Source organism: Bordetella genomosp. 1, assembly GCF_002261335.1.
Taxonomy (GTDB): Bacteria; Pseudomonadota; Gammaproteobacteria; order Burkholderiales; family Burkholderiaceae_B; genus Bordetella.
The window spans coordinates 30,836-55,969 of sequence record NZ_NEVL01000005.1 but is presented as its reverse complement, the minus strand read 5'-3'; the positions used below and the strand labels follow the sequence as shown (position 1 = coordinate 55,969).

The following is a 25,134-nucleotide window of genomic DNA, read 5'->3' as shown; positions in this document are numbered from 1 at the left end:
CCGGCCGGCACCCGGCACGGCCCGAAACGGGGGGGCGGAAACCTCAGGCGGACGTCGCCACGCGGGTCGCGAAGCGCCCCGTGTCGGCCTGCACCGCGCGCAGGACCAGGGGGTGCAGCGGCACCGCGCCCTGGCCGTCGGGATGCGCGGCGAGCCAGCTCAGGAGCTCGGTGCGCATGCGGGGTTCCCAGAATTTCTGGATGTGGTTGGCCACGCCCTCGATCGCCTCGGCCTGGTCGGGGTAGGCATCGAAGTAGTCGCCGATGCGGTTGGCCATGCGGATCAGATTGACGGGGTCCATGAGGAGGCTCGCGGGTGGGTCAGGGCCGGATGCGTTCCGGATGACTGTAGAGGGTGGCGTCGGCGTTGCGGGCAAAGCCGGCCAGCGTGAGATTGGCCTGGCGCGCCAGCCGGATCGCCAGCGCGGTGGGAGCGGATACGGCGGCCAGCACGCCGATGCGCGCGGCGGCCGTCTTCTGCACCATTTCGAAGCTGGCGCGGCTGGAGACCAGCGCGATGCCGGTGTCCGCCGGCAGCCCGGCGCGCGCCAGCGCACCGATGAGCTTGTCGAGCGCGTTGTGGCGGCCCACGTCTTCGCGCACGAGCCGGACCGCGCCCTCGGCGTCGGCCCAGCCGGCCGCGTGCGTGGCGCCGGTCAGGTCGTGCAGGCGCTGGTGCGCACGCAGGCCGCGCATGGCCGCCAGCAGCACCTGCGCCGGGATCGGCGCGCCGTCGGGCAGCGGCGCGACCGGCCGCAGCACCTCGGGCAGCGTTTCGACGCCGCACAGGCCGCAGCCGGTGCGGCCCGCCATCGCGCGGCGGCGTTCCTTCAAACGGACCAGGCAGGCGCTCGAGATCTCGAGCTGCACCACGATGCCGTCCGGGCGCGGATCGAGGTCGATGCCGCGCACGTCGCTCATGCCGCCCACGATGCCTTCGGTGAGCGAGAAGCCCAGCGCGAAGTCTTCGAGGTGCGAGGGCGTGGCGAGCATGGTGGCGTGGCTGATGCCGTTGTACTCGAGCGCGACGGGCGTTTCCTCGGCCACGTGATCCGTCTGCGCCGCCTCGGCGAGCGCGCCGGCACGGATGCGCACGACCTGCGTGTCCGTGCTGTCGGGCCAGGCGGGGGCGGGGCGGTTCGGTTGGCTGTCCATGGCGTCGGGCTCCGTGTCGGGGTTACTTCCCCGCCAGCGCGCCTGCGGTCTCGCGGGTGCGTTCGGCCAGCAGCCGCTGCTGCAGATCGGCCTCGCGCGACCAGCGCTGCTGCCATTCGGAGGGTTGCGACACGCGCGTGACCTGCACCGCCGTCACCTTGTATTCCGGGCAGTTGGTGGCCCAGTCGGAGCTGTCGGTGGTCACGACGTTGGCGCCGGACTCGGGGAAGTGGAAGGTGGTGTATACCACGCCCGGTTGCACCCGGTCGGTGAGGGTGGCGCGCAGCACGGTCTCGCCCGCGCGGCTCTGGATGCCGACCCAGTCGCCCTCGGCCACGCCGCGGTCCTCGGCATCCTGCGGATGGATCTCCAGCACGTCCTCGCCATGCCACATCACGTTGGGCGTGCGGCGCGTCTGCGCGCCCACGTTGTATTGCGACAGGATGCGGCCGGTCGTGAGCAGCAGCGGATAGCGGCGCGTGCTGCGCTCGTCGGTCGGCACGTAGCGCGTGATCATGAAGCGGCCCTTGCCGCGCACGAACGCGTCGATGTGCATGATGGGCGTGCCGTCGGGCGCGTCTTCGTTGCACGGCCACTGCAGGCTGCCCATGCGCTCGAGCTTGGCATAGCTCACGCCGTGGAAGGTGGGCGTGAGGCGCGCGATCTCGTCCATGATCTCGCTCGGATGGGCGTAGTTCATCGGATAGCCCAGCGCGTTCGACAGCGCCATGGTCACTTCCCAGTCGGCCAGGCCGTTCTTCGGCTCCATCACCTTGCGCACCCGCGAGATGCGGCGCTCGGCGTTGGTGAAGGTGCCGTCTTTCTCGAGGAACGACGAGCCGGGCAGGAACACGTGCGCGTATTTCGCGGTTTCGTTGAGGAACAGATCCTGCACCACGATGCACTCCATGGCCGACAGCGCGGCGGCCACGTGCTGCGTGTTGGGATCCGACTGCACGATGTCCTCGCCCTGGCAGTACAGGCCCTTGAACGAGCCGGCCAGCGCCGCCTCGAACATGTTGGGAATGCGCAGGCCGGGCTCGGGCTGCAGCGTCACGCCCCAGTCGGCCTCGAACTGGCGCCGGGTCAGGTCGTCGCCGATGTGGCGGTAGCCCGGCAGCTCGTGCGGGAACGAACCCATGTCGCACGAGCCCTGCACGTTGTTCTGGCCGCGCAGCGGATTCACGCCCACGCCCTCGCGGCCGATGTTGCCGGTGGCCATGGCGAGGTTGGCGATCGCCATCACGGTGGTGGAACCCTGGCTGTGTTCGGTCACGCCCAGGCCGTAGTAGATCGCGCCGTTGCCGCCGCCCGCGTAGAGCCGCGCGGCGCCGCGCACGGCCGCCGCCGGCACGCCGGTGATCTCCTGCATGGCTTCGGGCGAGTTCTCGGGCAGGGCGGCGAAGGCCGCCCATTGCTCGTAGGCCTTGGTCTCGCAGCGCTCGGTCACGAAGGCCTGGTCGACCAGCCCTTCGGTGACGATCACGTGCGCCAGCGAGGTCAGCAGCGCGGTGTTGGTGCCGGGCCGCACCTGCAGATGGAAGTCGGCCTTGATGTGGGGCGAGCTCACCAGCTCGATGCGGCGCGGGTCGATCACGATCAGGCGCGCGCCCTGGCGCAGCCGGCGCTTCAGGCGCGAGGCGAACACCGGATGGCCGCTGCTGGGGTTGGCGCCCATCACGATCACCACGTCGGCATGCATCACCGAGTCGAAGGTCTGCGTGCCGGCCGATTCGCCCAGCGTCTGCTTCAGGCCATAGCCGGTGGGCGAGTGGCACACCCGCGCGCAGGTATCGACGTTGTTGGTGTTGAAGGCGGCGCGCACGAGCTTCTGCACCAGCCAGGTCTCTTCGTTGGTGCAGCGCGACGAGGTGATGCCGCCGACGGCGTCGCGGCCATGCGCGGCCTGGATCCGGCGGAACTCCGAGGCCGCGTGGTTGATGGCCTCGTCCCACGAGACCTCCTGCCAGGGATCCGTGATGCGCTGGCGGATCATGGGCTTGAGCACGCGTTCCTTGTGGGTGCTGTAGCCCCAGGCGAAGCGGCCCTTCACGCACGAGTGGCCGCGATTGGCCTGGCCGTCTTTCCAGGGCACCATGCGCACCAGCTCCTGGCCCTTCATCTCGGCCTTGAAGCCGCAGCCCACGCCGCAGTAGGCGCAGGTCGTGATGACCGAGTGTTCGGCCTGGCCCATCATGATGACGGTCTTTTCCTGCAGCGTCGCGGTCGGACAGGCCTGCACGCAGGCGCCGCACGACACGCACTCGCTCTCCATGAAGGGCTGGTCCTGGCCCGGCGACACGCGCGAGTCGAAGCCCTTGCCGGAGATCGTGAGCGCGAAGGTGCCCTGCGTTTCCTCGCAGGCGCGCACGCAGCGGTTGCACACGATGCACTTCGAGGGGTCGTAGCTGAAGTAGGGGTTGGACTCGTCTTTCTGGTCGTGCAGGTGGTTGGCGCCGGCGAAGCCGTAGCGCACGTTGCGCAGGCCCACCACGCCGGCCATGTCCTGCAGCTCGCAGTCGCCGTTGGCCGGGCAGGTCAGGCAGTCGAGCGGATGATCGGAGATGTAGAGCTCCATCACGCCGCGGCGCAGGTCGTGCAGCTTGGCGTTTTCGGTGGTCACCACCATGCCGTCTTCGGCGGGCGTGGTACAGGAGGCCGGATAGCCGCGCCGGCCCTCGATCTGCACCAGGCACAGCCGGCACGAGCCGAAGGGCTCGAGGCTGTCGGTGGCGCACAGCTTGGGGATGTTGATGCCGGCCTCGGCCGCGGCCCGCATCACCGAGGTGCCTTCCGGCACCTGCACGGGCTGGCCGTCGATGGTGAGGGTGACGAGGCGGGTGGCGGTGCGCGCGGGCGTGCCGAGGTCGCGGTCGCGCTTGATCACGGTTTCGAACATGGCGGTCTCCGGGTCAGGCGGGCTGGGCCGCGGTGATGAGGCCGAAGTCGGCCGGGAAATGATCGAGCGCGGACAGCACCGGGAACGGCGCCATGCCGCCCAGCGCGCACAGCGAGCCGCCCAGCATGGTGTCGCACAGGTCGCGCAGCAGCACCACCTGCTGCTCGCGCGCCGGCCCGCCTTCGATGATGCGGTCGATGGTCTCGACGCCGCGCGTCGAGCCGATCCGACAGGGCGTGCACTTGCCGCAGGATTCGATGGCGCAGAATTCCATCGCGTAGCGCGCCATGTGCGCCATGTCGACCGTGTCGTCGAACGCCACCAGCCCGCCGTGGCCGATCATGGCCGAGATGCGCGCATAGCCTTCGTAGTCGAGCGGCTCGTCCCACAGCGATTCGGGCAGATACGCGCCCAGCGGTCCGCCCACCTGCACGGCCTTGAGCGGCCGGCCGCTGGCCGAGCCGCCGCCGAAGTCGTAGAGCAGCTCGCGCAGCGTCAGGCCGAAGGCCTTCTCGACCAGCCCGCCCTGGCGCAGGTTGCCGGCGAGCTGGAACGGCAGCGTGCCGTGCGAGCGGCCCACGCCGAACTCGCGGTAGTAGGCCGCGCCGTGCGCCAGGATCGTGGGCACCGTGGCCAGCGAGATCACGTTGTTGATCACCGTGGGCTGGCCGAACAGGCCCTGGACCGCGGGCAGGGGCGGCTTGGCGCGCACCACGCCGCGCTTGCCTTCCAGGCTTTCGAGCAGCGAGGTTTCCTCGCCGCAGATGTAGGCGCCGGCGCCCATGCGCACCTCGAGGTCGAAGGCGCGGCCGCTGCCGTGGATGTCGGTGCCGAGCCAGCCGACCTCGCGCGCGCGGCGGATGGCCGCGCGCAGCGTGGCCACCGCCTGCGGGTACTCGGAGCGCACGTAGATGTAGCCCTGCGTGGCGCCCACGCCGAGGCCGGCGATGGTCATGCCCTCGATCAGCGCGTAGGGGTCGCCCTCCATCAGCAGGCGGTCGGCGTAGGTGCCCGAGTCGCCTTCGTCGGCATTGCAGACGATGTATTTGCGCTGGCCCGGCGCGCTCAGCACGGTCTTCCACTTGATGCCGGTGGGGAAGGCCGCGCCGCCGCGGCCGCGCAGGCCGGCGTCGGTGACCTCCTGCACGATGGCCTCGGCCGGCATGCGCAGCGCGCGTTCGAGCCCGGCCAGGCCGCCGTGGGCGGCGTAGTCCTGGATCGACAGCGGATCGGTGATGCCGACGCGGGCGAACGTGAGGCGCTCCTGGCGGGCGAGATAGGGAATGGCGTCGGTCAGGCCGTGGCACAGCGGATGGGCGGCGCCGTCGAGCCAGCCGGCGGCGAACAGGCCGTCGAGATCCTCGCGCTGCACCGGGCCATAGGCGACCCGCCCGGCGGGCGTGGCGATCTCGACCAGGGGCTCGAGCCAGAGCAGGCCGCGCGAGCCGTTGCGCACGATCTCGACCGGCCGTGCCTGCGCCTCGGCGCGGCGCGCGATCTCGGCGGCGATCAGGTCGGCGTCGAGCGCCAGGGCCGAGGCGTCGCGCGGCACGAAGATGCGCACCAGCGCGGGCTCGGTGCGGGGCGTGACGATGGGCGCGTTCATGCCGGCTCCTTCAGGGTGCGGGCCAGCAGCGCGTCGAAGCGCGCGGGCGTGACACGGGCGTGCGGCTGGCCGTCGATCAGCATGGCCGGCGACTGGGCGCACAGGCCCAGGCAATACACCGGCTCCAGCGTGACCTCGCCGTCGGCGCTGTGCTGGTGGAAGTCGCAGCCCAGGCGGCCGCGGGCATGGCCGGCGAGCGCGTCGGCGCCCATGGCCTGACAGGCCTCGGCGCGGCACAGCTGCACCACGTGGCGGGCGGCCGGCTCGGTGCGGAAGTGGGGGTAGAAGCTGATCACGCCGTGCACCTCGGCCCGGGACAGGTTCAGCATCTCGGCGATGGTCTGGACCGTCTCGGGCGGAATACAGCCCAGCTCGTCCTGGATGGCATGCAGGATCGGCAGCAGCGCGCCGGGTTCGTGCTGATGCTCGGCCGTGAGGCGCGCCGCGGCGGCGATGGCAGGGGTGGCCTGGGCCGCGCGGTCGCGCGCCAGGTCGCCGCCACGCGCACCGGCGCTGGAGGCGAGATCGGCTTTGGCCGGTGGGTGGGCCATGGCAGTCTCCTAGCGGCTGCGCGCGGGGCGCAACCTTTGTTGTGATTTGCGGCCGCGCTGGCTAATATGCATGGAAAAACATATTAATCAGGATGGGTGTCTGGAACGCCGCTCGAGCGGACCTTGGTGTCGGGCGTTGTGTGCAGCGCAACATCCCGGTTTGCAAGGCTTTTTCGTTTCCAGCCGCTGTTTTGGCGCTACTCTAATCGCGTCCGTGGCTGGCTTCAATATGAATTAAATGACATATAAATTCCGCATCGGCCTGCAGCCGCAGTGGGTGCTCGAGGGGCTGGACCCCGACGAGCCGGGCGACGGCCGCTCGCTGCACGACCTGCTCTCGCTGCTGGCGGCGATCGACGCCACCGGCCACATCGCGGGCGCCTGCAAGGCCTGCGGCCTGTCGTACCGCCACGGCTGGGGCGTGCTGCGCCGGTTCGAGGCGCTGTTCGGCACCACGCTCATCGTCACGCGCCGGCGCCAGGGCACGCAGCTCTCGCCATTCGCCGAGCGCCTGCTGTGGGCCAACCGCCGCATCGCCGCGCGCCTCATGCCCACGCTCGATAGCCTCTCGTCCGAGCTGCAGGAAGAGCTCGAACGCCTGTTGCCGCAGGCGCGCACGCACCTGCGCCTGCATGCCAGCCACGGCTTCGCGGTCGAGGCGCTGATGCAGCATTGGGGCGACCGCGAGCCCGGCGTGGAGCTGCGCTACCGCACGGCGGTGGAGGCGCTGGCCTCGCTGGAGCGCGGCGACTGCGACCTGGCCGGCTTCCAGGTGCCGCTGGGCGAGTTCGAGCGCGACATCTTCGCCAACTACGCGCAGTGGCTGCACCGCGACGAGCATCTGCTGATCCATCTCGCCGTGCGCAATACCGGACTGTTCACGGTGGCCGACAACCCCAAGCAGATCCTGGGCATCACCGACCTGGCGCGCCCGGACGTGCGCTTCGTCAACCGGCAGCCCGGCTCCAGCACCCGTTATCTGGTGCACCTGATGCTGCAGCGCGCCGGCATCGAGGTGGAATCGGTGCAGGGCTTCCAGACCAACGAATTCACCCACATGGCGATCGCGGCCCACATCGCCAGCGGCATGGCCGACACCGGCGTGGGCGTGGAGACCGCGGCGCGCCGCTTCGGCCTGGCTTTCATCCCGCTGGTGCGCGAGCGTTACTTTTTTGCGATCCGCAAGAGCGCGCTCGACAGCCCGGCCATGCAGGATTTCCTGGCCTTCCTGCGCAGTCCCGGCTATGTCCGATATGTGTCCGAGCTGGTGGGCTACGACGCGAGCGCGACCGGCCGGCTCCAGACCGTGCAGGAGGCATTCGCCTGAGCCCCTTGCGCGGCCGCAAGGCTCGCGCTGCCGCCCTGGCGCTATGATGAGCACCATGAGTTCCGTGATCTACCTGACCGACGCCCGCGTGGCGACCCTGCCCGAGGCCGATCCGCCCGCGGCGGGCGCGCCCGTGCGCGACACGCGCGCACGGCCCTTGCGCGACCTGCGCATCTCGGTCACCGATCGCTGCAATTTCCGCTGCACCTACTGCATGCCGCGCGAGGTCTTCGACCAGGACTACGCCTTCATGCCGCATTCGGCGTTGCTGTCGTTCGAGGAGATCACGCGGCTGGCGCGCCTGTTCGCCCAGCTCGGCACCGAAAAGATCCGCCTCACCGGCGGCGAGCCGCTGCTGCGCAAGCACATCGAAACGCTGATCGCCATGCTGGCCGCGCTGCGCACGCCCGCGGGCGATCCGCTCGAGCTCACGCTCACCACCAACGGCAGCCTGCTGGCGCGCAAGGCGCGCGCGCTGGCCGACGCGGGCCTCACGCGCGTCACGGTCAGTCTCGACGCGCTCGACGCCTCGCGCTTCACCGACATGACCGACAGCCGCGTCACGCCCGACGACGTGCTGCGCGGCATCGATGCCGCCGCCGACGCCGGGCTCACGCCGGTCAAGGTCAACATGGTGGTGCGGCGCGGCCTGAACGACGACCAGATCCTGCCGATGGCGCGGCGCTTCCGCGGCAGCGGCCACATCCTGCGCTTCATCGAATACATGGACGTGGGCAGCACCAACGGCTGGAACCTGGCCGAGGTGGTGCCCAGCGCCGAGGTGGTGCAGCGCATCGCCGAACACTACCCGGTCGAGCCCTGTACCGAGCCGGCCATGGGCCGGGTCGCGCAGCGCTGGCGCTATGCCGACGGGACCGGCGAGATCGGGCTGATCTCGAGCGTGACCGAGGCCTTTTGCGGCGGTTGCACGCGCGCGCGCCTGTCGCCCGAGGGCAAGCTGTTCCTGTGCCTGTTCGCCAACAGCGGCCACGACCTGCGCGATCTGCTGCGCGGTCACGCCGACGATGCCCGCGTGCTGCGCGTGCTGTCCGGCATCTGGCAGGGCCGCACCGACAACTACTCCGAACGCCGCGCCCAGCACGACGGGCCCGCGCGCGACCGGATCGAAATGAGCTACATCGGTGGCTGAACCCGTGCCCGACTCCGACGCCGACCTGCGCGCGGCCGCCGCGATCGCGCGCGGCCACGTCGCCGGCCTGATCCTGGCCGGCGGCCAGGGGCAGCGCGTCAATGCCGCGGACAAGGGCCTCCTGGCCTGGCGCGGCGAGCCGCTCGTGTCGCACGTGGCGCGCCGGCTGGCGCCGCAGGTGGGCCGTCTCATCGTGAGCGCCAACCGCAACCAGGACACCTACGCGCACTACGGCGAGGTGGTGGGCGACGATGCGGCGCTCGGCGCCTGGCAGGGCCCGCTGGCAGGCGTGGCGGCGGGGCTGGCCGCCTGGCGCGAGGGCTGGCTGGTGTGCGTGCCCTGCGACACGCCGCTGATTCCCGACACGCTGGCGGCGCGCCTGATCGGCGCGGCGGCGCGGGCGGGCTGCAGGGTGGGCGTGGCCAGTTCGCTGGGCCGGCGCCACGCGGTCTGCATGGCGGTGCGGGCAGAGGCGCTCGACGGCCTGCGGGCCTACCTGGCCGGGGGCGATCGCAAGGTCGCGCTGTGGCAGGAGCAGGCGGGCTGTGTCGAAGTGCCCTTCGACGACCAGCCCGCGGCCTTTCTCAACCTGAATACGGCCGAAGACTTCGCGTTCGCGCAGTCCTGAGCCGCCGCGCTCACGCCAGCCAGTGGCGCAGGTCGTAGTAGCGCACCACGTCGCCGTCATTGACGGTTTCGTCGGCCGGCAGGCGCGCCAGCCCGGTGCACCACGGCAACGAACTCATCACCCCGGAGCCCTGGTGCGGATAGAGCTGCAGCTCGCCGCCCGCCTCGCCATCGTGGCGCTGCACGCGCACGAACTCGGCGCGGTCGTCGCGGCGCGGCGCCGGCGTGCGCAGCTTCAGCCGCGACACCGGCGGCAGCACCTCGGTGCGGCCCTGCATGCGGCGGATCAGCGGCGACACCAGCACCGTGAACACGGCGAAGGCCGACACCGGATTGCCCGGCAGCGACACCACCGGCTTGCCGTCCACGTGGGCCAGCGCCACCGGCTTGCCCGGCTTCATGCGCACCTTCCACAGTGCCAGGGTGGCGCCGAGCGCTTCGAGCGCCGGCTTGACCAGGTCGCGCTCGCCCACCGACACCCCGCCCACGCTCAGCACCAGGTCGCATTCGCGCAGCAGCGTCTGCAGCGCCTCGCGCGTGTCGGCCTCCTCGTCGCGCGCATGCAGCACGTGCGCGACCTCGGCGCCCACGCCCTCGAGCAGCGTGGCCAGCATCGGCGCATTGGAGTTGTAGATCTGGGCCTCGGCTCGCGGCAGGCCCGGATTGACGAGCTCGTCGCCGGTGGTCAGCACGCCGACCCGCAGGCGGCGGAACACGCGCACCTGCGCGATGCCCTGCGAGGCCAGCAGCGCGATGTGTCCGGCGCCCAGCACCGTGCCGGCGGCGACGATCTGTTTGCCGGCCGTGGTGTCTTCGCCGCGCTTGCGCACGTGCTGGCCGGGGCGGATCGCCGCGGTGACCTCGACGTGGCCGTCGGCCTCGCGCGTGTCTTCCTGCATGATGATCGTGTCGGCGCCCGGCGGAATCAGGCTGCCGGTGAAGAGCCGGGTGGCGTGGCCGGGCAGGGCGGGCTGCGGCGCCTCGCCCGCGTACACGCGCTGCTGGATCGGCAGCGGCGTGCCGGCCGCCAGGTCGGCGTGGCGCACGGCATAGCCGTCCATCGCGCTGTTGTCGGCGGGCGGCAGATCCAGCGTGGCGACGATGTCTTCGGCCAGCACGCGGCCGGCCAGCAGGCGCAGCGACAGCGATTCGGTGGCGGCGACGGGGCCGGCGGCGTCGAGCAGTTGGGCCTGGGCCTGATCGAATTCCAGCATGGTCATTCCTCGGCGTCGCGGCGGCGGAACTGCGTGGCGAAGTTGCAGGGCTTCTGGTCGCTGTCGAGCTGCTCGCGGATGATGCCGTCCCAGGCGGTCTGGCAGGCGCTGTTGGAGCCGGGCATGCAGAAGATCAGCGTGTCGTTGGCGTAGCCGGCGATGGCGCGCGACTGCACGGTGGAGCTGCCGATCTCGGCGTAGGAGAGCTGGCGGAACAGCTCGCCGAAGCCGTCGATCTCCTTGTCGAACAGCACGCGGATGGCCTCGGGCGTGCTGTTGCGCGGCGAGAAGCCGGTGCCGCCGCTGGTGAGGATCACCTGCACTTCGGGATCGGCGATCCATTCGCTGACGATGCGGCGGATCTGATAGAGATTGTCGGGCACGATGTCACGCCGCACGCATTGATGGCCGGCGTGCGCCAGCGAATGCGCGAGCAGGTTGCCGGAGGTGTCGTTGCCCGCCGTGCGCGAGTCGCTCACGGTGAGCACCGCGCAGGCCAATGACACTTTTTCTTTGTTTTCGGTATCCATCAGATCTCCTTGGGATGTGCCGGTAGGCCCTGCCAGGACTCGGTGCGCTCGGCGTCGGCAGCGCGCTGCTCGACCCAGAAGCTTTCACCGGAGGCCAGCGATTCGCGCTTCCAGAAGGGCGCGCGCGTCTTGAGGGCGTCGATGATGAACTCGCAACCGCGAAAGGCGTCGCCGCGATGGGCGCTGGCGACGCCGACGAACACGATGCGCGCGCCGCGCTCGAGCCGCCCGACCCGGTGCATGATGAGCGTGGCCGACAGCGGCCAGCGCTCGCGCGCGGTCTGGGCGATGGCCTCGAGCTCGCGCTCGCACATGCCGGGATAGTGTTCGAGGTGCAGGGCGTCGGTCGGCGCGTCGGGCGCGAAGTCGCGCACGTAGCCGGTGAAGGTGACGACCGCACCGGGATTGCCGGCCGCGTCGACCAGCCGCGCCTTGAGCGCCGCTTCGTCGAAGTCGGCTTCCTGGACGAGGATCATGCTGGATTCCTTGGGGGGCGGGGGAGGCTCAGCCTCCGGTGACCGGCTCGAACACCGCGACCTCGTCGCCGGGGCGGATCTCGGCCTCGGGCTTGGCGTGGGTCTGGTTGATCGCCAGCTTGAGCCGCCGCGCCGCGCCCAGCTGCGGGTAGTGCGCGGTGAGGGCGGCGAGCAACTCGGCGCCGGTGGTGGGGCCGACCAGCGGCCAGGCCTCGGCGCGCTTGCCGGTCAGTTCGGCGACACGTGCGAAATACAGCAGGTCAATCGTTGCGCCATTCACCACTTTTCCCTCCCGCCTTGTATTGCAGGCGTACCTGTTCGATCACGATCGCCTTGTCGGCGGCCTTGCACATGTCGTAGATGGTGAGCGCGGCCACGCTGCAGGCGGTCATGGCTTCCATCTCGACACCGGTCTTGTAGCTGGTGCGGCAGGTGGCGCGGATGTCGACGCGGTGGGCCGCGTCGTCGAGCGAGAACTCCACGCCCACGAAGGCGAGCGGCAGGCTGTGGCACAGCGGGATCAGCTCGGCGCAGCGCTTGGCGGCCAGGATGGCGGCGACGCGCGCGGTGTTCAGCACTTCGCCCTTGCCCTGGCCGGGCGCCGTGAGCAGCCCATAGGCATGCGGGTTCATGCGCACGCTGGCGGCGGCGATGGCGATGCGGTCGGTGTCGTGCTTGGCGCCGACGTCGACCATGCGGACCTGCCCGTCTTCATCGAGGTGGCTGAGAGCGGGCAGCCCGGGGGCGTCCGCGGGAGAAGAGCCGGACATGGACGGGACCTTCTGAATGGTTAAGGAATGCAAGGGCGGCCGGGTTGGACGGCGCGCGATCACCCTATGATAGACGAGCCGTAAACGGGGCGCGATAATCCCCCGCAACACACGTCGGGAGTCGCCAAATGCCCTTGCACCTGCCTGCACTGCGGGTTTCACGCCGGATGCTGAAGATCCTGGCGTGGGTGGTGGGGGTGGCGCTGGTGCTGGCGGGGCTGGCCGCGTGGCAGGTGCCCAAGCTGCTGCGCGGCGCGCTCACCGAAAACGTCGCGCAGTTGCTGGGCCGCGACGTCAGCGTCGGCGACATCTCCTTCAATCCCTTCACCCTCACCGTGCGGGCCCGCGACCTCGCCGTGGCACAGCCCGGCGGCGCCGAGCCGCTCGCAAAGATCGGACTGGTCGACATCAGCGCCGCCTGGCGCTCGATCGTGTTCTTCGCCCCGGTGGTCGACCGCGTGCGCCTGGTCGACCCGCAGATCGCGCTGGTGCGCGACGAGGTCACGCGCTTCAACTTCTCCGACGTCCAGGAACGGCTCGCGGCCATGGCCGCCGCCGAGCCCGAAACCGAGGGCAAGGCGGGCGGCCTGCCGCGCTTCTCGCTCAACAATCTCAGCCTCGAAGGCGGGGTCGTCACGCTCGACGACAAGGTCACCGGCCGCCAGCAGCGCATCGACGAGATCACGCTGGGCGTGCCCTTCGTGTCGACCTTCGGCTATGCCGCCGACGTGGACGTGCTGCCCAAGGTGCACATGCGCATCAACGGCAGCGCCTTCGACATCGACGGCACCGCGCGGCCCTTCGACAAGGTGCCGGTGTCCACGCTGAACGTCAGCTTTGCCGGGCTCGAGCTCGAAAAATGGGCCGACATCTGGCCCCTGCCGCTGCCCGTCGCGCTCAAGCGCGGGCTGCTCGACACCGACCTGCAGGTGCGCTTCGAACAGCCGGCCGGCGCCGCGCCGGTGATCCGGGTGGTGGGCGATGCCGGCCTGCGCCAGGTCGACGTGCGCGAGACCTCGGGCGAGGCGCTGCTGGGCTGGAGCACGCTGGTGCTGCGCCGCATCTCGGTCGAGCCGATGGCGCGCAAGCTCTATGTCGGCGAGGTCGAGCTCTGGTCGCCCCAGGCCCAGACGCGGCGCTACGCCGACCAGCGCGTGAACTGGCTCGAGGTGATCAACGGCCTGCAGAAGCTCGGCGATCCGAACACCGAGCCGGCGAAGAAGGTGGCGCCGGCCAGCCAGGCCAGGCCGGCCGCGCCGCCCGTCGAGGGCGCGGTCCAGGTGGCGCAGGCCGGCGCCGCGCAGCCGTCGCGGCCTTCGCAGCCGTCTCAGCCGTCGCAGCCTTCCCAGGCCTCGCAGCCCTCGTTGCCCGCGCAACCGTCGCCCTCGCGGCCATCGTTGCCGTCGCAACCGTCTCGACCTTCGCAGGCTTCCCAGCCCTCGCAGCCCGCCCAGCCCGCGGGCGCCTCGCGGCCGTCGTCGCCGTCGCAGCCCGCGCAGCCGTCCGTGCCCTCGCAGCCGTCGCTGCCCGGGGCGGCTGCCCCCGCTGGCGCCGCGGTGGCGTCGGCCACGACGGCCGTGCCGGAGCCGGGCTCGGCCCCGCCGGCGGCCGAGCCGCCCGAGCCCGCGCCCTGGCATGTAGTGGTCGATGCGGTGAATGTGCACGACGGCGAGCTGCGGCTGCGCGATGCCGGCAGCGGCCTCGACTACCTGGTCAGCGGCCTGGCGCTCACGGTCGAGGGCGTGGAGCTGCCGCAGCCCAAGGACCGGCCGATCCTGCTCTGGGCCTCGATGGACAACACCACCGACGGCGGCTGGCTGCGCGCCCGTGGGCCGCTGGTGCTGCAGCCGCTCTCGCTGGACCTGGACCTGCGCCTGGCCAACGTCGCGCTGGCGCCGTTCGCGCCCGCGGTGCGCAGCGTCGCGCCCATCGTGCTGCAGGACGGCCGGGTGGCGCTCGATGCGCGGCTGCGCATGGTGCAGCAGGGCGAGGTGAACGTGATTTCCGCCGCCGGCGTGAAGGCCAGCCTGTCGCGGCTGGCCCTGCGCGACGAGGGCATGAAGCCCGCGGTGGACGTGAAGCTGGGCCAGCTCGACCTGGGCGTGGACCAGCTCACGCTGGGCCCGCAGCCCGCCAATTTCACGCTCAGTGCCAAGGACATCCAGGGCCCGGGCCAGCTCGCGCTCAAAGGCAGCTTCACGACCCAGCCGCTGTCGCTCAAGACCTCGGTCGACCTCGCGGGCCTGAATCTCACGCCCTTCACACCCTATGTGGCCTCGAGCCTGAACGCCACCGTGCGGTCGGTGGTGGTGGGCGCCAAGGGCGAGGCCAGCTATGCCGGCAGCGGCAACACGCTCAAGGCCAGCTGGTCCGGCGCGGTCGACGTGACCGACCTGGATCTCGAAGACCGGGTCAACCGCGACGACTTCCTGAAATGGTCCAGGCTCGGCCTGTCGGGGATGCAGATCGGCGTGAACGGCAGCACCTTCACGGCCAACCTCGGCGACATCGTTCTCGACGATTTCTACGGCCGCATCCTGCTCAACGCCGAAGGCCGCCTCAACGTGATGGACCTCGTGGCCGAGCCCGGCCAGGCCGGCGGCTCGATCACGCAGGACACGCAGACGCGCACGCGGCCGCAGGCGGCGAAGCAGGCCTCGGGTCCGCTGCCCGACATCTCGCTCAACAGCGTCACGCTCAAGCGCGGCCGCATGACCTTCACCGACCGCTTCATCAAGCCCAACTACACGGCGGAGCTGTCCTCGATCGAGGGCGCGGTGTCGGCCGTGTCGTCGCGCCGGCCGCAGCCCGCCCGCGTCAAGGTGGGCGGCCGGGTCTACACTACCGCGCCGTTTTCCATCAGCGGCACCGTGCAGCCGTTCGAGCAGTTCCTGGCACTGGACCTGAAGGCGAGCGCCAAGGGCGTGGACCTGCCGCGCTTCACCACCTATTCGGCCAAGTACGTGGGCTACCCGATCAAGCGCGGCAAGCTCTCGATGGACGTGCACTACCAGATCAAGAACCGCGCCCTGACCGCCAGCAACCGCGTGGTGCTCAACCAGCTCACCTTCGGCGACAAGACCGACAGCCCCGACGCGATCAAGGCGCCGGTGCTGCTGGCCGTGGCCCTCTTGAAGGACAGCAGCGGCAACATCGACATCAACCTGCCGATCTCGGGCTCGCTCGACGATCCGCAGTTCTCGGTCGGCGGCATCATCGTGCGGGTGCTGGTGAATCTCGTGGTCAAGGCGGTGACCTCGCCGTTCCAGCTGCTGGCCTCGGCCTTCGGCGGCGGCGAGGAGCTGTCGTACGTGGAGTTCGCGCCCGGCAGCGCCGCGCTCACCGACGAGGCCAACGAGCGGCTCGAGACCCTGGCCAAGGCGCTCAACGACCGGCCCAGCCTGAAGCTCGACGTGGCGGGCCGCGCCGACGCCAAGGCCGACGACGCGGGGCTGCGCCAGGCCTGGGTCGACCTGCAGATCCGCCGCGCCAAGGCGGCCGCCACCTCGCCGCGCGGCAAGAAGGCCGATCCCGATGGCGTGAGCGTGACCGCGGCCGAGCGCGCCAAGTACCTCGAGCGCGTCTATGACGACACCAAGATGGACAACAAGCCGCGCAATTTCATCGGCATGGCCAAGTCGCTGCCGCCGGAGCAGATGGAAGACCTGCTGCGCCAGGCGGCGCCCGTCACCCAGGATGCGCTGCGCAGGCTTGCGGACTCACGCGCTCAGGCGGTATACGAGAAGCTGCAGTCCAGCGGGCCCGCCGACCGGATCTTCATGGTCGAGCCCACGTTCGGCACCGATGGCATCAAGGACGACGGTTCGCCATCGCGCGTCGATTTCTCTCTGAAGTGACCCACAGGAGTGTCTCCTCATGTCCGGCTCTGATTCCGAATTCGACAGCCTGTTGCCGCCGCTCAAGCTAGACCGGCGCGGCTTCATCGCCACCAGCGTGGCGGCGGGCTTCTCCCTGGCCACCGGCCAGGCGGTGGCCCAGACCGCCATCAAGACCGACGCGCGCGGCCTGACCGCCGGCAAGATCGAGATCCCGGCCGGCGACGGCAAGATCCCGGCCTATCGCGCCGAGCCCGAGGGCAAGAAAAACCTCCCCACGCTGCTGGTGATCTCCGAGATCTTCGGCGTGCACGAATACATCCAGGACGTGTGCCGCCGCCTGGCGCACGCTGGCTACCTGGCCATCGCGCCCGAGCTGTTCGCGCGCCAGGGCGACCCGTCCAAGTACACCGAGATCGCCAAGCTGCGCGCCGAGGTGGTCGACCGCGTGTCCGATGCGCAGGTGCTGTCCGACCTCGACGCCACCGCGGCCTGGGCCAAGGAGCATGGCGGCGCAGCCGACAAGCTCGGCATCCTGGGCTTCTGCTGGGGCGGGCGCATCACCTGGCTGTATGCCGCGCACAACCCCGGCCTGAAGGCGGGGGCGGCCTGGTATGGCCAGCTCGGCGGCACGCCGTCGGAGCTCAAGCCCAAGTCGGTGCTGGACCTGGTCGAGCAGCTGAAGGCGCCGGTGCTGGGTGCCTATGGCGGCAAGGATGCCGGCATTCCGCTCGAAGACGTGGACAAGATGCGCATCGCGCTGGCCAAGGGGCCGGCGGCGGCCAAGGCGTCGCGCATCGACGTCTATCCCGAAGCGCCGCATGCGTTCCACGCCGACTACCGACCCAGCTTCCGCAAGACCGAGGCCGAGCAGGCCTGGACCCGCATGCTGGACTGGTTCGCGGAGAAGGGCCTGAAATAAGGCGCGTCAGCGCAGACGGCGGGCCGGCATTCAGTTGCCGGCCTTGCCCTCGGGCAGGCCATCGGTCACTTCGGCGATGGCCTGTTTCATTTCGCTGTAGCCGATCGCGCGTTCGCGCTGGAAGCCGCCCAGCACCCCGGCGCAGCCGTCGACGTTGCCGCGGCGCATGTCTTCCATCATGGCCTTGCCCTTGGATTGCCCTTGCTTGAAGGCCGCGTCGAAGACCTTGAAGTCGTAACCATATTCCTGCGCGAAGCGCTGGAGATTGTTGCGCCAGGTGGCTTCGTGCTGGGCCAGGTCGGGCTCGGAGGCGCCGCAGGTGCGGGCCGCGCCGTTGGTGGCGCCGGCGGTGTCGATGATCTGTTCGTAGGTGAGCTGTCCCGACGGATCTGCCGCATGGGCGGCGCCTGCCGCCAGGGTCCAGCTCGCAGCGGCCAGCAAGGCGGCCAGGGTTGCGCGCATGGTATGTCCTCCTGCATTTCGGAGCCCGGACGCAGGCCGGGCCGGTTGTGACCTCATTATGGCCAGTCACGCGGGACAGGGGCACGAACACGGCGTTTGGAGTCGTTTCAGTCTGTGCGCGATTCTTTCGGGGCGGTGACATGGGGTCGGCATTCGGCACTATCATGACGACAGGCGGACCGCGCGCGCGGCCCGCCGTACAACAATCACATAACGTCCGTTTGCGAAATGCTGGAGAACTCCATGACCCTCAAAGTCGGCGATCGGCTGCCCGATGGCACCCTGACCGAATTCATCGAAACCGAAACGCCGGGCTGCCAGCTGGGCCCCAACGCCTTCCAGGTTGCCGATCTGGTGAAAGGCAAGAAGATCGCCGTGTTCGCGGTGCCGGGCGCCTTCACGCCCACCTGCTCGGCCAAGCACCTGCCGGGCTACGTGGCCCAGGCCGAGGCGCTGCGCGCCAAGGGCGTGGACGAAATCTGGTGCGTGTCGGTCAACGACGCCTTCGTGATGGGCGCGTGGGGCCGTGAGCAGCAGGTCGCCGGCAAGGTGCGCATGCTGGCCGACGGCTCGGCCACCTGGACCCGTGCGCTGGGCCTGGAGCTCGACCTGGTCGCGCGCGGCATGGGCGTGCGCTCGCAACGCTACTCGGCCCTGATCGACGATGGCGTGGTCAAGAGCCTGAACGTCGAGGCCGCCGGCAAGTTCGAAGTCAGCGACGCCGACACGCTGCTGCGCCAGCTGTAAGGGCCCGCCGGCCCGTTCCGCCGACGCGGCCCGCCCGCGTCCGGCGGACACTCCGCCTTGCCCCGCGTGTGCCCGACAACCCAAAAGCGGTCGCCCGTTCATGATTTCCACGATTACCTCGTTTTCCTCGCTGTATCTCGCCACGCTGCTGATGTTGATCGGCACGGGCATCTTCAATACGTACATGGGCCTGCGCCTGACCGGCGAATCGGTCAGCGAGATCTGGATCGGCGCGCTGATCGCCGCCTACTATCTCGGCCTCGTGTGCGGGGCGCGGATGGGGCACAAGCTCATCATCCGCGTCGGCCACATCCGGGCCTTCGCCGCCTGTGCTGCCGTGGCCACCAGCATGATCCTGGCGCAGAGCCTGATCGACTACATGCCGCTGTGGCTGGCGCTGCGCCTGATCGCGGGCATCGTGATGGTCACGGAGCTGATGGTGATCGAGAGCTGGCTCAACGAGCAGACCGAAAACCGCCAGCGCGGCCGCGTCTTCTCCGTCTACATGATGGTGTCGGGCCTGGGCACCGTGCTCGGGCAACTGGTGCTCACCGCCTACACCACGCTGGGCGACGGTCCGCTGATCCTGGTGGCGATGTGCCTCACGCTGTGCCTGGTGCCGATCGCCGTGACCGCGCGCTCGCACCCGCCCACGCCGCTGCCCGCGCCGCTCGACGTGCGCTTCTTCCTGAAGCGCGTGCCGCTGTCGCTCACGGTGTTGTTCGTGGCGGGCAATCTATCGGGCGCCTTCTATGGCCTGGCGCCGGTCTACGCCGCCAAGCTCGGCCTGAGCACCTCGCACGCGGCGATGTTCGTGGCGGCCGGCGTGACCGCGGGCCTGCTGGCGCAATGGCCGATGGGCTGGCTCTCCGACCGCATCAATCGCGCCGGCCTGATCCGCTTCAATGCCGCGCTGCTGGTGGCGCTGCCGGTGCTGATGTGGGGCTGGCTGTCCTTGCCGTACTGGCTGCTGCTGGTGCTGTCCGGCGTCTTCGGCATCCTGCAGTTCACGCTCTATCCGCTGGGCGCCGCCTTCGCCAACGACCACGTCGAGTCCGACCGGCGCGTGGGCCTGAGCGCGGTGCTGCTGATGACCTACGGCGTGGGCGCCTGCCTCGGCCCGCTGGTGGCCGGCGTGCTGATGTCGTTCGGCGGCCACGCCATGTATTTCGTCTTCATCACGGCGTGCGCGCTGATCCTGGTGTGGCAGGTGCGTCCGGCCCGCGTCACGGGCCTGCACCAGGTGCAGGAGGCGCCGGTGCAGTTCGTGCCCATGCCCGACACGCTGCAGAGCTCGCCGGCCGCGGTGGCGCTCGATCCGCGGGTCGATCCGGTGGCCGATCCCGGCATGGAGATGGTCACGCCGGAATCCGGCGTGGTGCAGCCGCCGATGGCGGCGGGCGAGGCGGTCGAGCCCATCGCCGCCTTCGAGAACGTCGAGCCCGCCACCGCGTTTTCGCATGCCGAAGTGCGCGAGCCGGAGGCCGCTGCCGCCGTCGACGAGGCCGCCGAGCCGCCGCTTGCGCGCACCGGCACCGGCAGCTGAGCCGCACGCAGACAGGGCCGCTGCCTCGCGGCAACGGCCCTGGGTCGGACGCGCGGGATCGCCGTCGCGCTCAGCGCGGCATCATGACCACGATGGCCGCGAGCGCGAGCGCCAGGCCCACCAGATTCAGCTTCGAGAGCTTCTCGCGGAAGGCGAGGGCGCCCACCACGGTGCCCAGCGCGATCACGCCCATGTTCATCGAGGCGAACACCAGCGCGGGATTGTCGGGTAGCGACTGGTGCGCCCGGATGTAGGTGTAGATGTTGCCGAAGTTCAGCACGCCCAGCAGCAGGCCGGCCGCGAGGCTGCGCGCCTCCCAGCGCGTGCGCACCGCCACCAGGTAGACCGTCATCAGGATGCCCGCCAGGAGGAAGGTGAGCAGCAGGGTGCCGGTGAAGGCGCTGCCGGCGCGCGACATCACCTTGAACAGCACGTCGATGGTGCCGTAGCCGGCCCAGACCGCCAGCGGCCACAGCCACGCGGCATGCGCGGGGCCGTCGTGCGCGGGGGCGTCCTTGGGACGGCGCAGCACGCAGAACAGCGCGGCGAAGGCGAGCGCGATGCCGCCGAGCTTGCGGCCGGTGATCGCCTCGCCGAACAGCACGAAGGCCGCCAGCAGCGCGATGAACAGCGACAGGCGCTGCGCCGCGTCGCTGCGCACGATGCCGGCGTAGCGCACCGAACGCGCCATCGCCACGAACACGCTGGGCATCAGCACGCCCAGCGCCAGCAGCAGCGCCAGTTCCGGGCCTGCCCACTGGAAGCGCGCCAGGTCGGGCTTGAGCAGCAGGACGCACAACAGCGCCGCCATGGCGTAGTTGGTGGCGATGGCCTGCCGCACATCGATATTGAAACGGCGCGCCAGCTTCAGCAGCACCGCCACGGTCACGCTGCACAGCACGCTGGCCAGCAGCAAACTCACACCTGCGCTCATGGTCTTGCTCTCCGGAATCAGGCCTGCTGCCGTTCGTGGCAGGCGGGGCCCGGTTGTGATGCATCGAGGGAAGGCGCCATGCCCGCGCCCTCGGCCCGCAGGCCCAGGCGCGCCAGCAGGCGCTTGTCGGCGTCGACCTGCGGATTGGCCGTGGTCAGCAACACGTCGCCATAGAAGATCGAGTTGGCGCCGGCCACGAAGCACAGCGCCTGTTCGGCGTCGTTCATGGTCTCGCGTCCGGCCGAGAGCCGCACGCGGGCGCGCGGCATGGTGATGCGCGCGACCGCGATGGTGCGGATGAATTCGAAGGTGTCGAGCGGGTCGATGCCGGCCAGCGGCGTGCCCTCGACCTGCACCAGGTTGTTGATCGGCACCGACTCGGGATAGGGATCCATGTTGGCGAGCTGCGCGATCAGGCCGGCGCGTTCGCGGCGGGTCTCGCCCATGCCCACGATGCCGCCGCAGCACACGCTGATGCCGGCGTCGCGCACGCGCTCCAGCGTGTCGAGGCGGTCCTGGTAGGTGCGGGTCGAAATGATCTTGCCGTAGAACTCCGGCGAGGTGTCGAGGTTGTGGTTGTAGTAGTCCAGCCCCGCCTCGCGCAGCTGCTCGGCCTGGCCGTCGGCCAGCATGCCGAGCGTCACACAGGTCTCCAGGCCGAGGCCCTTGACCGCGCTGATCATCTCGGCCACCTGCTCCAGGTGATGCGGCTTGGGGCTGCGCCAGGCCGCGCCCATGCAGAAGCGCTGCGCGCCATTGGCCTGGGCGGCGCGCGCCGCGGCCACCACGTCGGCCAGCGGCATCAGCTTGTCGGCCTCGAGCTCGGTGTCGTGATGCGCCGATTGCGGGCAATAGGCGCAGTCCTCAGGGCAGCCGCCGGTCTTGATCGACAGCAGGCTGGAGAGCTGGATCTCGGTCGGATCGAAGTGGGTCCGGTGCACGGTCTGGGCGCGGTGCAGCAGCTCCGGGAAGGGCAGGGCGAACAGCGCTTCGATGTCGTCGCGCGACCAGGCGCCGGCGGGGGCCGGCGGGCGGCGTTCGGGCAGGGGAATGAAGGCGGTCTGCATGGGGCGGGCTCCAGAAGAACGGGGGGCGGGACGCAATGGCTCGGCGTGATGTGCTCGCCGCGTCGGCCCGATCGTAGGAAGCCCCGTGCCTGCGCGCAATCGGCCCGCAAAGGCCGAAATTGCGGCAATGTTAGACGGGCTTCAAAGGATTTGGGCGATTTTGCCCTCCGCGCTCGCCCAACCCGCCGCCATCTTCGCCGACGCCCCGGGGCGCAGAATGTTGTTTCATTATGTAAATTCGGCGATTTCGCCAGGGATTCCCCGCAGGTCCGAGCCGTCTCAAGCCCTTTCCACGCAGCCCCGGTGTAGCAAAGCCACGACGCCCCGCGGGCCACCCGCCCCAAACAAAGGTGTCAGACTACATTTTCGACAGGGCCGCTCCCGCACCGCGGCACCCAGAACAAAGGTGTCAGACTGCATTTTTTGAGCGACCCAAACAAAGGTGTCAGACTGCATTTTTTTGGGCGTCCCGTCGCGAACGCGCGGCGGATCGATGGCCGAGCAGCGGGGGCAAAAATGCAGTCTGACTCCTTTTTCGGGGTGGGGACCATGCCCCCAAACAAAGGTGTCAGGCTGCATTTTTCGAAAGTCCCGTCGTCAGCGCGGTGTTCGGCGAGGGCAGAGCGGCCAGGGGAAAATTGCAGTCTGACTCCTTTTCCCAGACTCCTTTTCCAGCGCTGGCCCTGGAGAAAATGCAGTCTGACTCCTTTTTTCCACTGGCGGCTCCTGGAAAAAATGCAGTCTGACACCTTTGTTGGGGAAGGGCGGGAGGTAGCGTTACATAAAGATGCAAATAAGGGCTTGGGTTATCTATCTACTGGTAGGTAATATTCGTTCAACGCTGAAGCAAACGACAAACGCGACAGCGAAGCAGGACCCCAGAAAGAGAACCACAGCAACACCGCCGTACCCAGACAGAGAACCACAGCCGTACCGCAGGACCCAGAACGAAAACGACCGCAAGATGCCGCGGATGACGTACCCCAAGATTCATGCAGCAAGGCTTTACCCCTGGCAGCACCCGAAGTACCAAGGCACATCGCCTTTTTTATTTCCCGAGTTATCTATCTACTAGTAGATAACAAACCGAACCGAATCATACCGAAACTGGAGAAGCACCATGAACTCGATCAAGACCCTCGCCGCCGCCATCGCCGTTACCGCCGCCTTCGCTGGCACCGCCCAAGCCGGTGAACAGGATTGGCCGCCCGCCGACACCTCGGTGAGCACCGTCACCCGCGCCCAGGTCGTCGCCGATCTGCAGGCCGCCCGCGAACAAGGCCTGGTCACCACCGCCGAACTGGCCTACCCGCCCGTCACCGCGCAGTCCGCCACGCGGCTGACCCGCGAACAGGTCCAGCAGCAACTGCACGCCGCCCAGGCCGCCGGTCTGGACCAATCGGGCGAACTCGACTATCCGCCCGTTGCCGGCTGAGCCGCCGCCCCGAGAACCGCCTTTTTATTTCACTGAATACCTATCTACAGATAGATAGTACGAACGGAGAACCACCATGAACTCGATCAAGACTCTCGCCGCCGCCATCGCCGTCACCGCCGCCTTCGCCGGCGTCGCCCAAGCCGGTGAACAGGATTGGCCGCCCGCCGACACCTCGGCCAGCACCCTGACCCGCGCCCAGGTCGTGGCCGACCTGCAAGCCGCCCGCGCGCAAGGCCTGGTCAGCACCACCGAACTCGGCTACCCGCCCGTCGCCCAGCAAGCCGCCACGCAACTGACCCGCGAACAAGTGCGCGAACAGCTGCACGCCGCCCAAGCCGCCGGCCTGGAACAGACCAGCGACCTCGACTACCCGCCCGTGGCCGGCTGAACGCCACCCCATTCGACACTGCCCTGAACCCGTTGCACCCGAACCCTGAAAGGAACACATCATGAACGCCATCAAGACCCTCGCCGCCGCCCTCGTTGCCACCGCCGCCTTCGCTGGCGCCGCCCAAGCCGGTGAACAGGATTGGCCGCCCGCCGACACCTCGGCCAGCACCCTGACCCGCGCCCAGGTCGTGGCCGACCTGCAGGGCGCCCGCGCGCAAGGCCTGGTCAGCACCACCGAACTCGGCTACCCGCCCGTCGCCCAGCAAGCCGCCACGCAACTGACCCGCGAACAAGTGCGCGAGCAGCTGCACGCCGCCCAAGCCGCCGGCCTGGAACAGACCAGCGACCTCGACTACCCGCCCGTGGCCGGCTGAACGCCGCGTCCCGTCTACCCGTGAAAAGGAGCCAGACATGAAAGCCCTCAGTCTTCTCGCCGCCGGCGTCTTCGCGTCGCTGGCCTATCTGGGCAGCGCCCAGGCCGGTGAACTGGATTGGCCGCCCGCCGACACCAGCGTGAGCACCGTGAGCCGCGCCGATGTGCAGGCCGACCTGCAAGCCGCCCGTGCACTGGGCCAACTCGCCTCCGGCGAGCAGGAGTATCCGGTCACGGCCTACGCCGATTCCGGCGACGCCAGCCGCGCCGCGGTCCGGGACGACCTGCAGGCCGCGCGCCACGCCGGGCTGACCCGCTCGGGCGAGCTGGATTACCCGCCCGTGGCCGGCTGAGCCGGGCCGCCGATGCGTCGCCAGAAAACCCGCGCGCCAGCCGCCCCTTGAGGGACGGAAAGTGCGCGCGGGTCATGGGATGCGCGACACCGGTGGTTATTCCCGATGCATCCCGATCTACCTGTAGGTAAAATTCAGCCATGGATACGCCAACCCAAACCAACACGCGCGACCAGTTGCTGTCGCACGCGCAAACCCTGATCCGCACGCGTGGTTGCAATGGTTTCAGCTATCGCGACCTGGCTGATCACGTGGGCGTGAAGACGTCCAGCATCCACTACTACTTTCCGTGCAAGGACGATCTGCTGCTCGAGGCCGTCGAGGCCTACAGCTCGGGCGCCCTGGCATCGATCCGCGCGATCGACACGTCGCTGCCCGCCCAGGAGCAGCTCGACGCCTATCTGCGCCTGCTCGAGTCCCACGCCTGTGGCGGCGGCGACCAGCTCTGCCTGGGCGGCATGCTGGCGGCCGAGGTCAACTCGCTGCCCGAAAAGGTGCGCCTGGCGCTGCAGGGTTTTTTCCGCGCCCAGGAAGTCTGGCTGGCGCGCGTGCTGCGCGAAGGCGCGGAGCAGGGCACGCTGAAGTTTTCCGGCACGCCCGAGGTCGCGGCGCGTTCGGTGTTCGCCACCGTGCAGGGCTGCCTCATCAGCGCGCGCCTGTTCCATGAGTCGCCGCGCCTGTGCCAGGCGGTGGGCGCGATCTACGTCGAGTGCGACGGTCACGCCCACGGCGGCTGATTCCGCTTGCCGCACCTTGCGCGCG

At 69.6% G+C, this 25,134-nt stretch carries 25 protein-coding genes; 12 read left to right on the top strand and 13 right to left on the bottom strand.

The genetic code is table 11. The features are described from left to right. Positions 1–43: 43 nt before the first annotated feature. The 5 genes from CEG14_RS21000 to CEG14_RS20980 are packed head-to-tail and all read right to left on the bottom strand — an operon-like array spanning position 44 to position 6,210. A complete protein-coding gene (locus CEG14_RS21000) occupies positions 44–301 on the bottom strand; it encodes a formate dehydrogenase subunit delta (RefSeq protein ID WP_094828352.1) in 258 nt (85 codons plus the stop codon). Positions 302–320: 19 nt separating this feature from the next. Beyond that, positions 321–1,154 carry a formate dehydrogenase accessory sulfurtransferase FdhD gene (fdhD, locus tag CEG14_RS20995; protein ID WP_094828351.1) on the bottom strand — a complete coding sequence of 278 codons (834 nt, stop codon included), beginning with the start codon at positions 1,152–1,154 and terminating at the stop codon, positions 321–323. Positions 1,155–1,176: 22 nt separating this feature from the next. Beyond that, positions 1,177–4,053, bottom strand: a complete 2,877-nt coding sequence (fdhF, locus tag CEG14_RS20990) for a formate dehydrogenase subunit alpha (protein WP_094828350.1) — start codon at positions 4,051–4,053, stop codon at positions 1,177–1,179. Between the two features lie 13 nt (positions 4,054–4,066). Beyond that, entirely contained in the window at positions 4,067–5,659 is a 1,593-nt protein-coding gene (locus CEG14_RS20985) for a formate dehydrogenase beta subunit (RefSeq protein WP_094828349.1), read from the bottom strand. Beyond that, a complete protein-coding gene (locus CEG14_RS20980) occupies positions 5,656–6,210 on the bottom strand; it encodes a formate dehydrogenase subunit gamma (protein WP_094828348.1) in 555 nt (184 codons plus the stop codon). Before CEG14_RS20980 ends, CEG14_RS20985 begins: the two co-directional genes overlap by 4 nt. Positions 6,211–6,448: 238 nt before the next feature. On the opposite strand from CEG14_RS20980, the gene CEG14_RS20975 reads away from it, so the two are divergent. From CEG14_RS20975 to mobA, 3 genes are read left to right on the top strand one after another with little or no spacing between them, the layout of a single operon-like run. Beyond that, positions 6,449–7,537, top strand: a complete 1,089-nt coding sequence (locus CEG14_RS20975; protein WP_094828347.1) for a substrate-binding domain-containing protein — start codon at positions 6,449–6,451, stop codon at positions 7,535–7,537. Positions 7,538–7,592: 55 nt separating this feature from the next. Further along, the gene (gene moaA, locus CEG14_RS20970; protein ID WP_094828560.1) at positions 7,593–8,687 is read left to right on the top strand and encodes a GTP 3',8-cyclase MoaA; all 1,095 of its coding nucleotides are present in this window, start codon (positions 7,593–7,595) and stop codon (positions 8,685–8,687) included. Between the two features lie 43 nt (positions 8,688–8,730). Beyond that, positions 8,731–9,315: a molybdenum cofactor guanylyltransferase MobA gene (gene mobA / locus CEG14_RS20965; protein ID WP_094828559.1), complete on the top strand. Its 585-nt coding sequence runs from the start codon at positions 8,731–8,733 to the stop codon at positions 9,313–9,315. A gap of 10 nt (positions 9,316–9,325) precedes the next feature. Here mobA and CEG14_RS20960 read toward each other — a convergent pair whose 3' ends face one another. Genes CEG14_RS20960 through moaC form a run of 5 tightly spaced genes read right to left on the bottom strand, consistent with a single transcriptional unit; the run spans position 9,326 to position 12,304 of the window. Further along, on the bottom strand, positions 9,326–10,528 hold the full coding sequence (locus CEG14_RS20960; RefSeq protein ID WP_094828346.1) for a molybdopterin molybdotransferase MoeA: 1,203 nt from the start codon (positions 10,526–10,528) through the stop codon (positions 9,326–9,328). Positions 10,529–10,530: 2 nt separating this feature from the next. Next, entirely contained in the window at positions 10,531–11,058 is a 528-nt protein-coding gene (moaB, locus tag CEG14_RS20955; protein ID WP_094828345.1) for a molybdenum cofactor biosynthesis protein B, read from the bottom strand. Continuing rightward, positions 11,058–11,534, bottom strand: a complete 477-nt coding sequence (locus tag CEG14_RS20950; protein ID WP_094828344.1) for a molybdenum cofactor biosynthesis protein MoaE — start codon at positions 11,532–11,534, stop codon at positions 11,058–11,060. Before CEG14_RS20950 ends, moaB begins: the two co-directional genes overlap by 1 nt. 28 nt (positions 11,535–11,562) lie before the next feature. Continuing rightward, the gene (locus CEG14_RS20945; RefSeq protein ID WP_094828343.1) at positions 11,563–11,814 is read right to left on the bottom strand and encodes a MoaD/ThiS family protein; all 252 of its coding nucleotides are present in this window, start codon (positions 11,812–11,814) and stop codon (positions 11,563–11,565) included. Beyond that, entirely contained in the window at positions 11,795–12,304 is a 510-nt protein-coding gene (gene moaC / locus CEG14_RS20940; RefSeq protein ID WP_094828342.1) for a cyclic pyranopterin monophosphate synthase MoaC, read from the bottom strand. The genes CEG14_RS20945 and moaC overlap by 20 nt, the downstream gene beginning before the upstream one ends. 128 nt (positions 12,305–12,432) lie before the next feature. Between moaC and CEG14_RS20935 the strand changes: the two genes are divergently transcribed. Together CEG14_RS20935 and CEG14_RS20930 are read left to right on the top strand one after the other, a co-directional pair. Then, positions 12,433–16,161, top strand: coding sequence for a DUF748 domain-containing protein (locus CEG14_RS20935; RefSeq protein WP_094828341.1), 3,729 nt, complete (start codon positions 12,433–12,435; stop codon positions 16,159–16,161). A gap of 19 nt (positions 16,162–16,180) precedes the next feature. Then, the gene (locus CEG14_RS20930) at positions 16,181–17,062 is read left to right on the top strand and encodes a dienelactone hydrolase family protein (protein WP_094828340.1); all 882 of its coding nucleotides are present in this window, start codon (positions 16,181–16,183) and stop codon (positions 17,060–17,062) included. A 30-nt stretch (positions 17,063–17,092) separates the two neighbouring features. Here CEG14_RS20930 and CEG14_RS20925 read toward each other — a convergent pair whose 3' ends face one another. Next, positions 17,093–17,524 carry a hypothetical protein gene (locus CEG14_RS20925; RefSeq protein ID WP_094828339.1) on the bottom strand — a complete coding sequence of 144 codons (432 nt, stop codon included), beginning with the start codon at positions 17,522–17,524 and terminating at the stop codon, positions 17,093–17,095. Between the two features lie 243 nt (positions 17,525–17,767). On the opposite strand from CEG14_RS20925, the gene CEG14_RS20920 reads away from it, so the two are divergent. Both CEG14_RS20920 and CEG14_RS20915 read left to right on the top strand, forming a co-directional pair. Further along, complete coding sequence (locus CEG14_RS20920) at positions 17,768–18,271, top strand: peroxiredoxin (RefSeq protein WP_094828338.1); 504 nt, start codon at positions 17,768–17,770, stop codon at positions 18,269–18,271. Between the two features lie 100 nt (positions 18,272–18,371). Beyond that, complete coding sequence (locus CEG14_RS20915; protein WP_094828337.1) at positions 18,372–19,817, top strand: MFS transporter; 1,446 nt, start codon at positions 18,372–18,374, stop codon at positions 19,815–19,817. A gap of 70 nt (positions 19,818–19,887) precedes the next feature. On the opposite strand, the gene CEG14_RS20910 is transcribed toward CEG14_RS20915, so the two are convergent. Together CEG14_RS20910 and bioB are read right to left on the bottom strand one after the other, a co-directional pair. Next, positions 19,888–20,751 (bottom strand): EamA family transporter, encoded by an 864-nt coding sequence (locus CEG14_RS20910; RefSeq protein ID WP_094828336.1) that lies wholly within the window; start codon positions 20,749–20,751, stop codon positions 19,888–19,890. A gap of 17 nt (positions 20,752–20,768) precedes the next feature. After that, positions 20,769–21,818 carry a biotin synthase BioB gene (gene bioB, locus CEG14_RS20905; RefSeq protein ID WP_094828335.1) on the bottom strand — a complete coding sequence of 350 codons (1,050 nt, stop codon included), beginning with the start codon at positions 21,816–21,818 and terminating at the stop codon, positions 20,769–20,771. 1,129 nt (positions 21,819–22,947) lie between these two features. Here bioB and CEG14_RS20900 point away from each other — a divergent pair. The 5 genes from CEG14_RS20900 to CEG14_RS20880 all read left to right on the top strand — a co-directional run bounded on the left by CEG14_RS20900 (position 22,948) and on the right by CEG14_RS20880 (position 25,109). Next, positions 22,948–23,253 carry a DUF4148 domain-containing protein gene (locus CEG14_RS20900; RefSeq protein WP_094828558.1) on the top strand — a complete coding sequence of 102 codons (306 nt, stop codon included), beginning with the start codon at positions 22,948–22,950 and terminating at the stop codon, positions 23,251–23,253. 76 nt (positions 23,254–23,329) lie between these two features. Then, a complete protein-coding gene (locus CEG14_RS20895; RefSeq protein WP_373454220.1) occupies positions 23,330–23,644 on the top strand; it encodes a DUF4148 domain-containing protein in 315 nt (104 codons plus the stop codon). 61 nt (positions 23,645–23,705) lie between these two features. Further along, positions 23,706–24,020 (top strand): DUF4148 domain-containing protein, encoded by a 315-nt coding sequence (locus CEG14_RS20890; protein ID WP_373454219.1) that lies wholly within the window; start codon positions 23,706–23,708, stop codon positions 24,018–24,020. 37 nt (positions 24,021–24,057) lie between these two features. Continuing rightward, positions 24,058–24,372 (top strand): DUF4148 domain-containing protein, encoded by a 315-nt coding sequence (locus tag CEG14_RS20885; protein WP_094828334.1) that lies wholly within the window; start codon positions 24,058–24,060, stop codon positions 24,370–24,372. A gap of 140 nt (positions 24,373–24,512) precedes the next feature. Continuing rightward, a complete protein-coding gene (locus CEG14_RS20880; RefSeq protein WP_094828333.1) occupies positions 24,513–25,109 on the top strand; it encodes a TetR/AcrR family transcriptional regulator in 597 nt (198 codons plus the stop codon). The last annotated feature ends 25 nt before the right edge of the window (positions 25,110–25,134 follow it).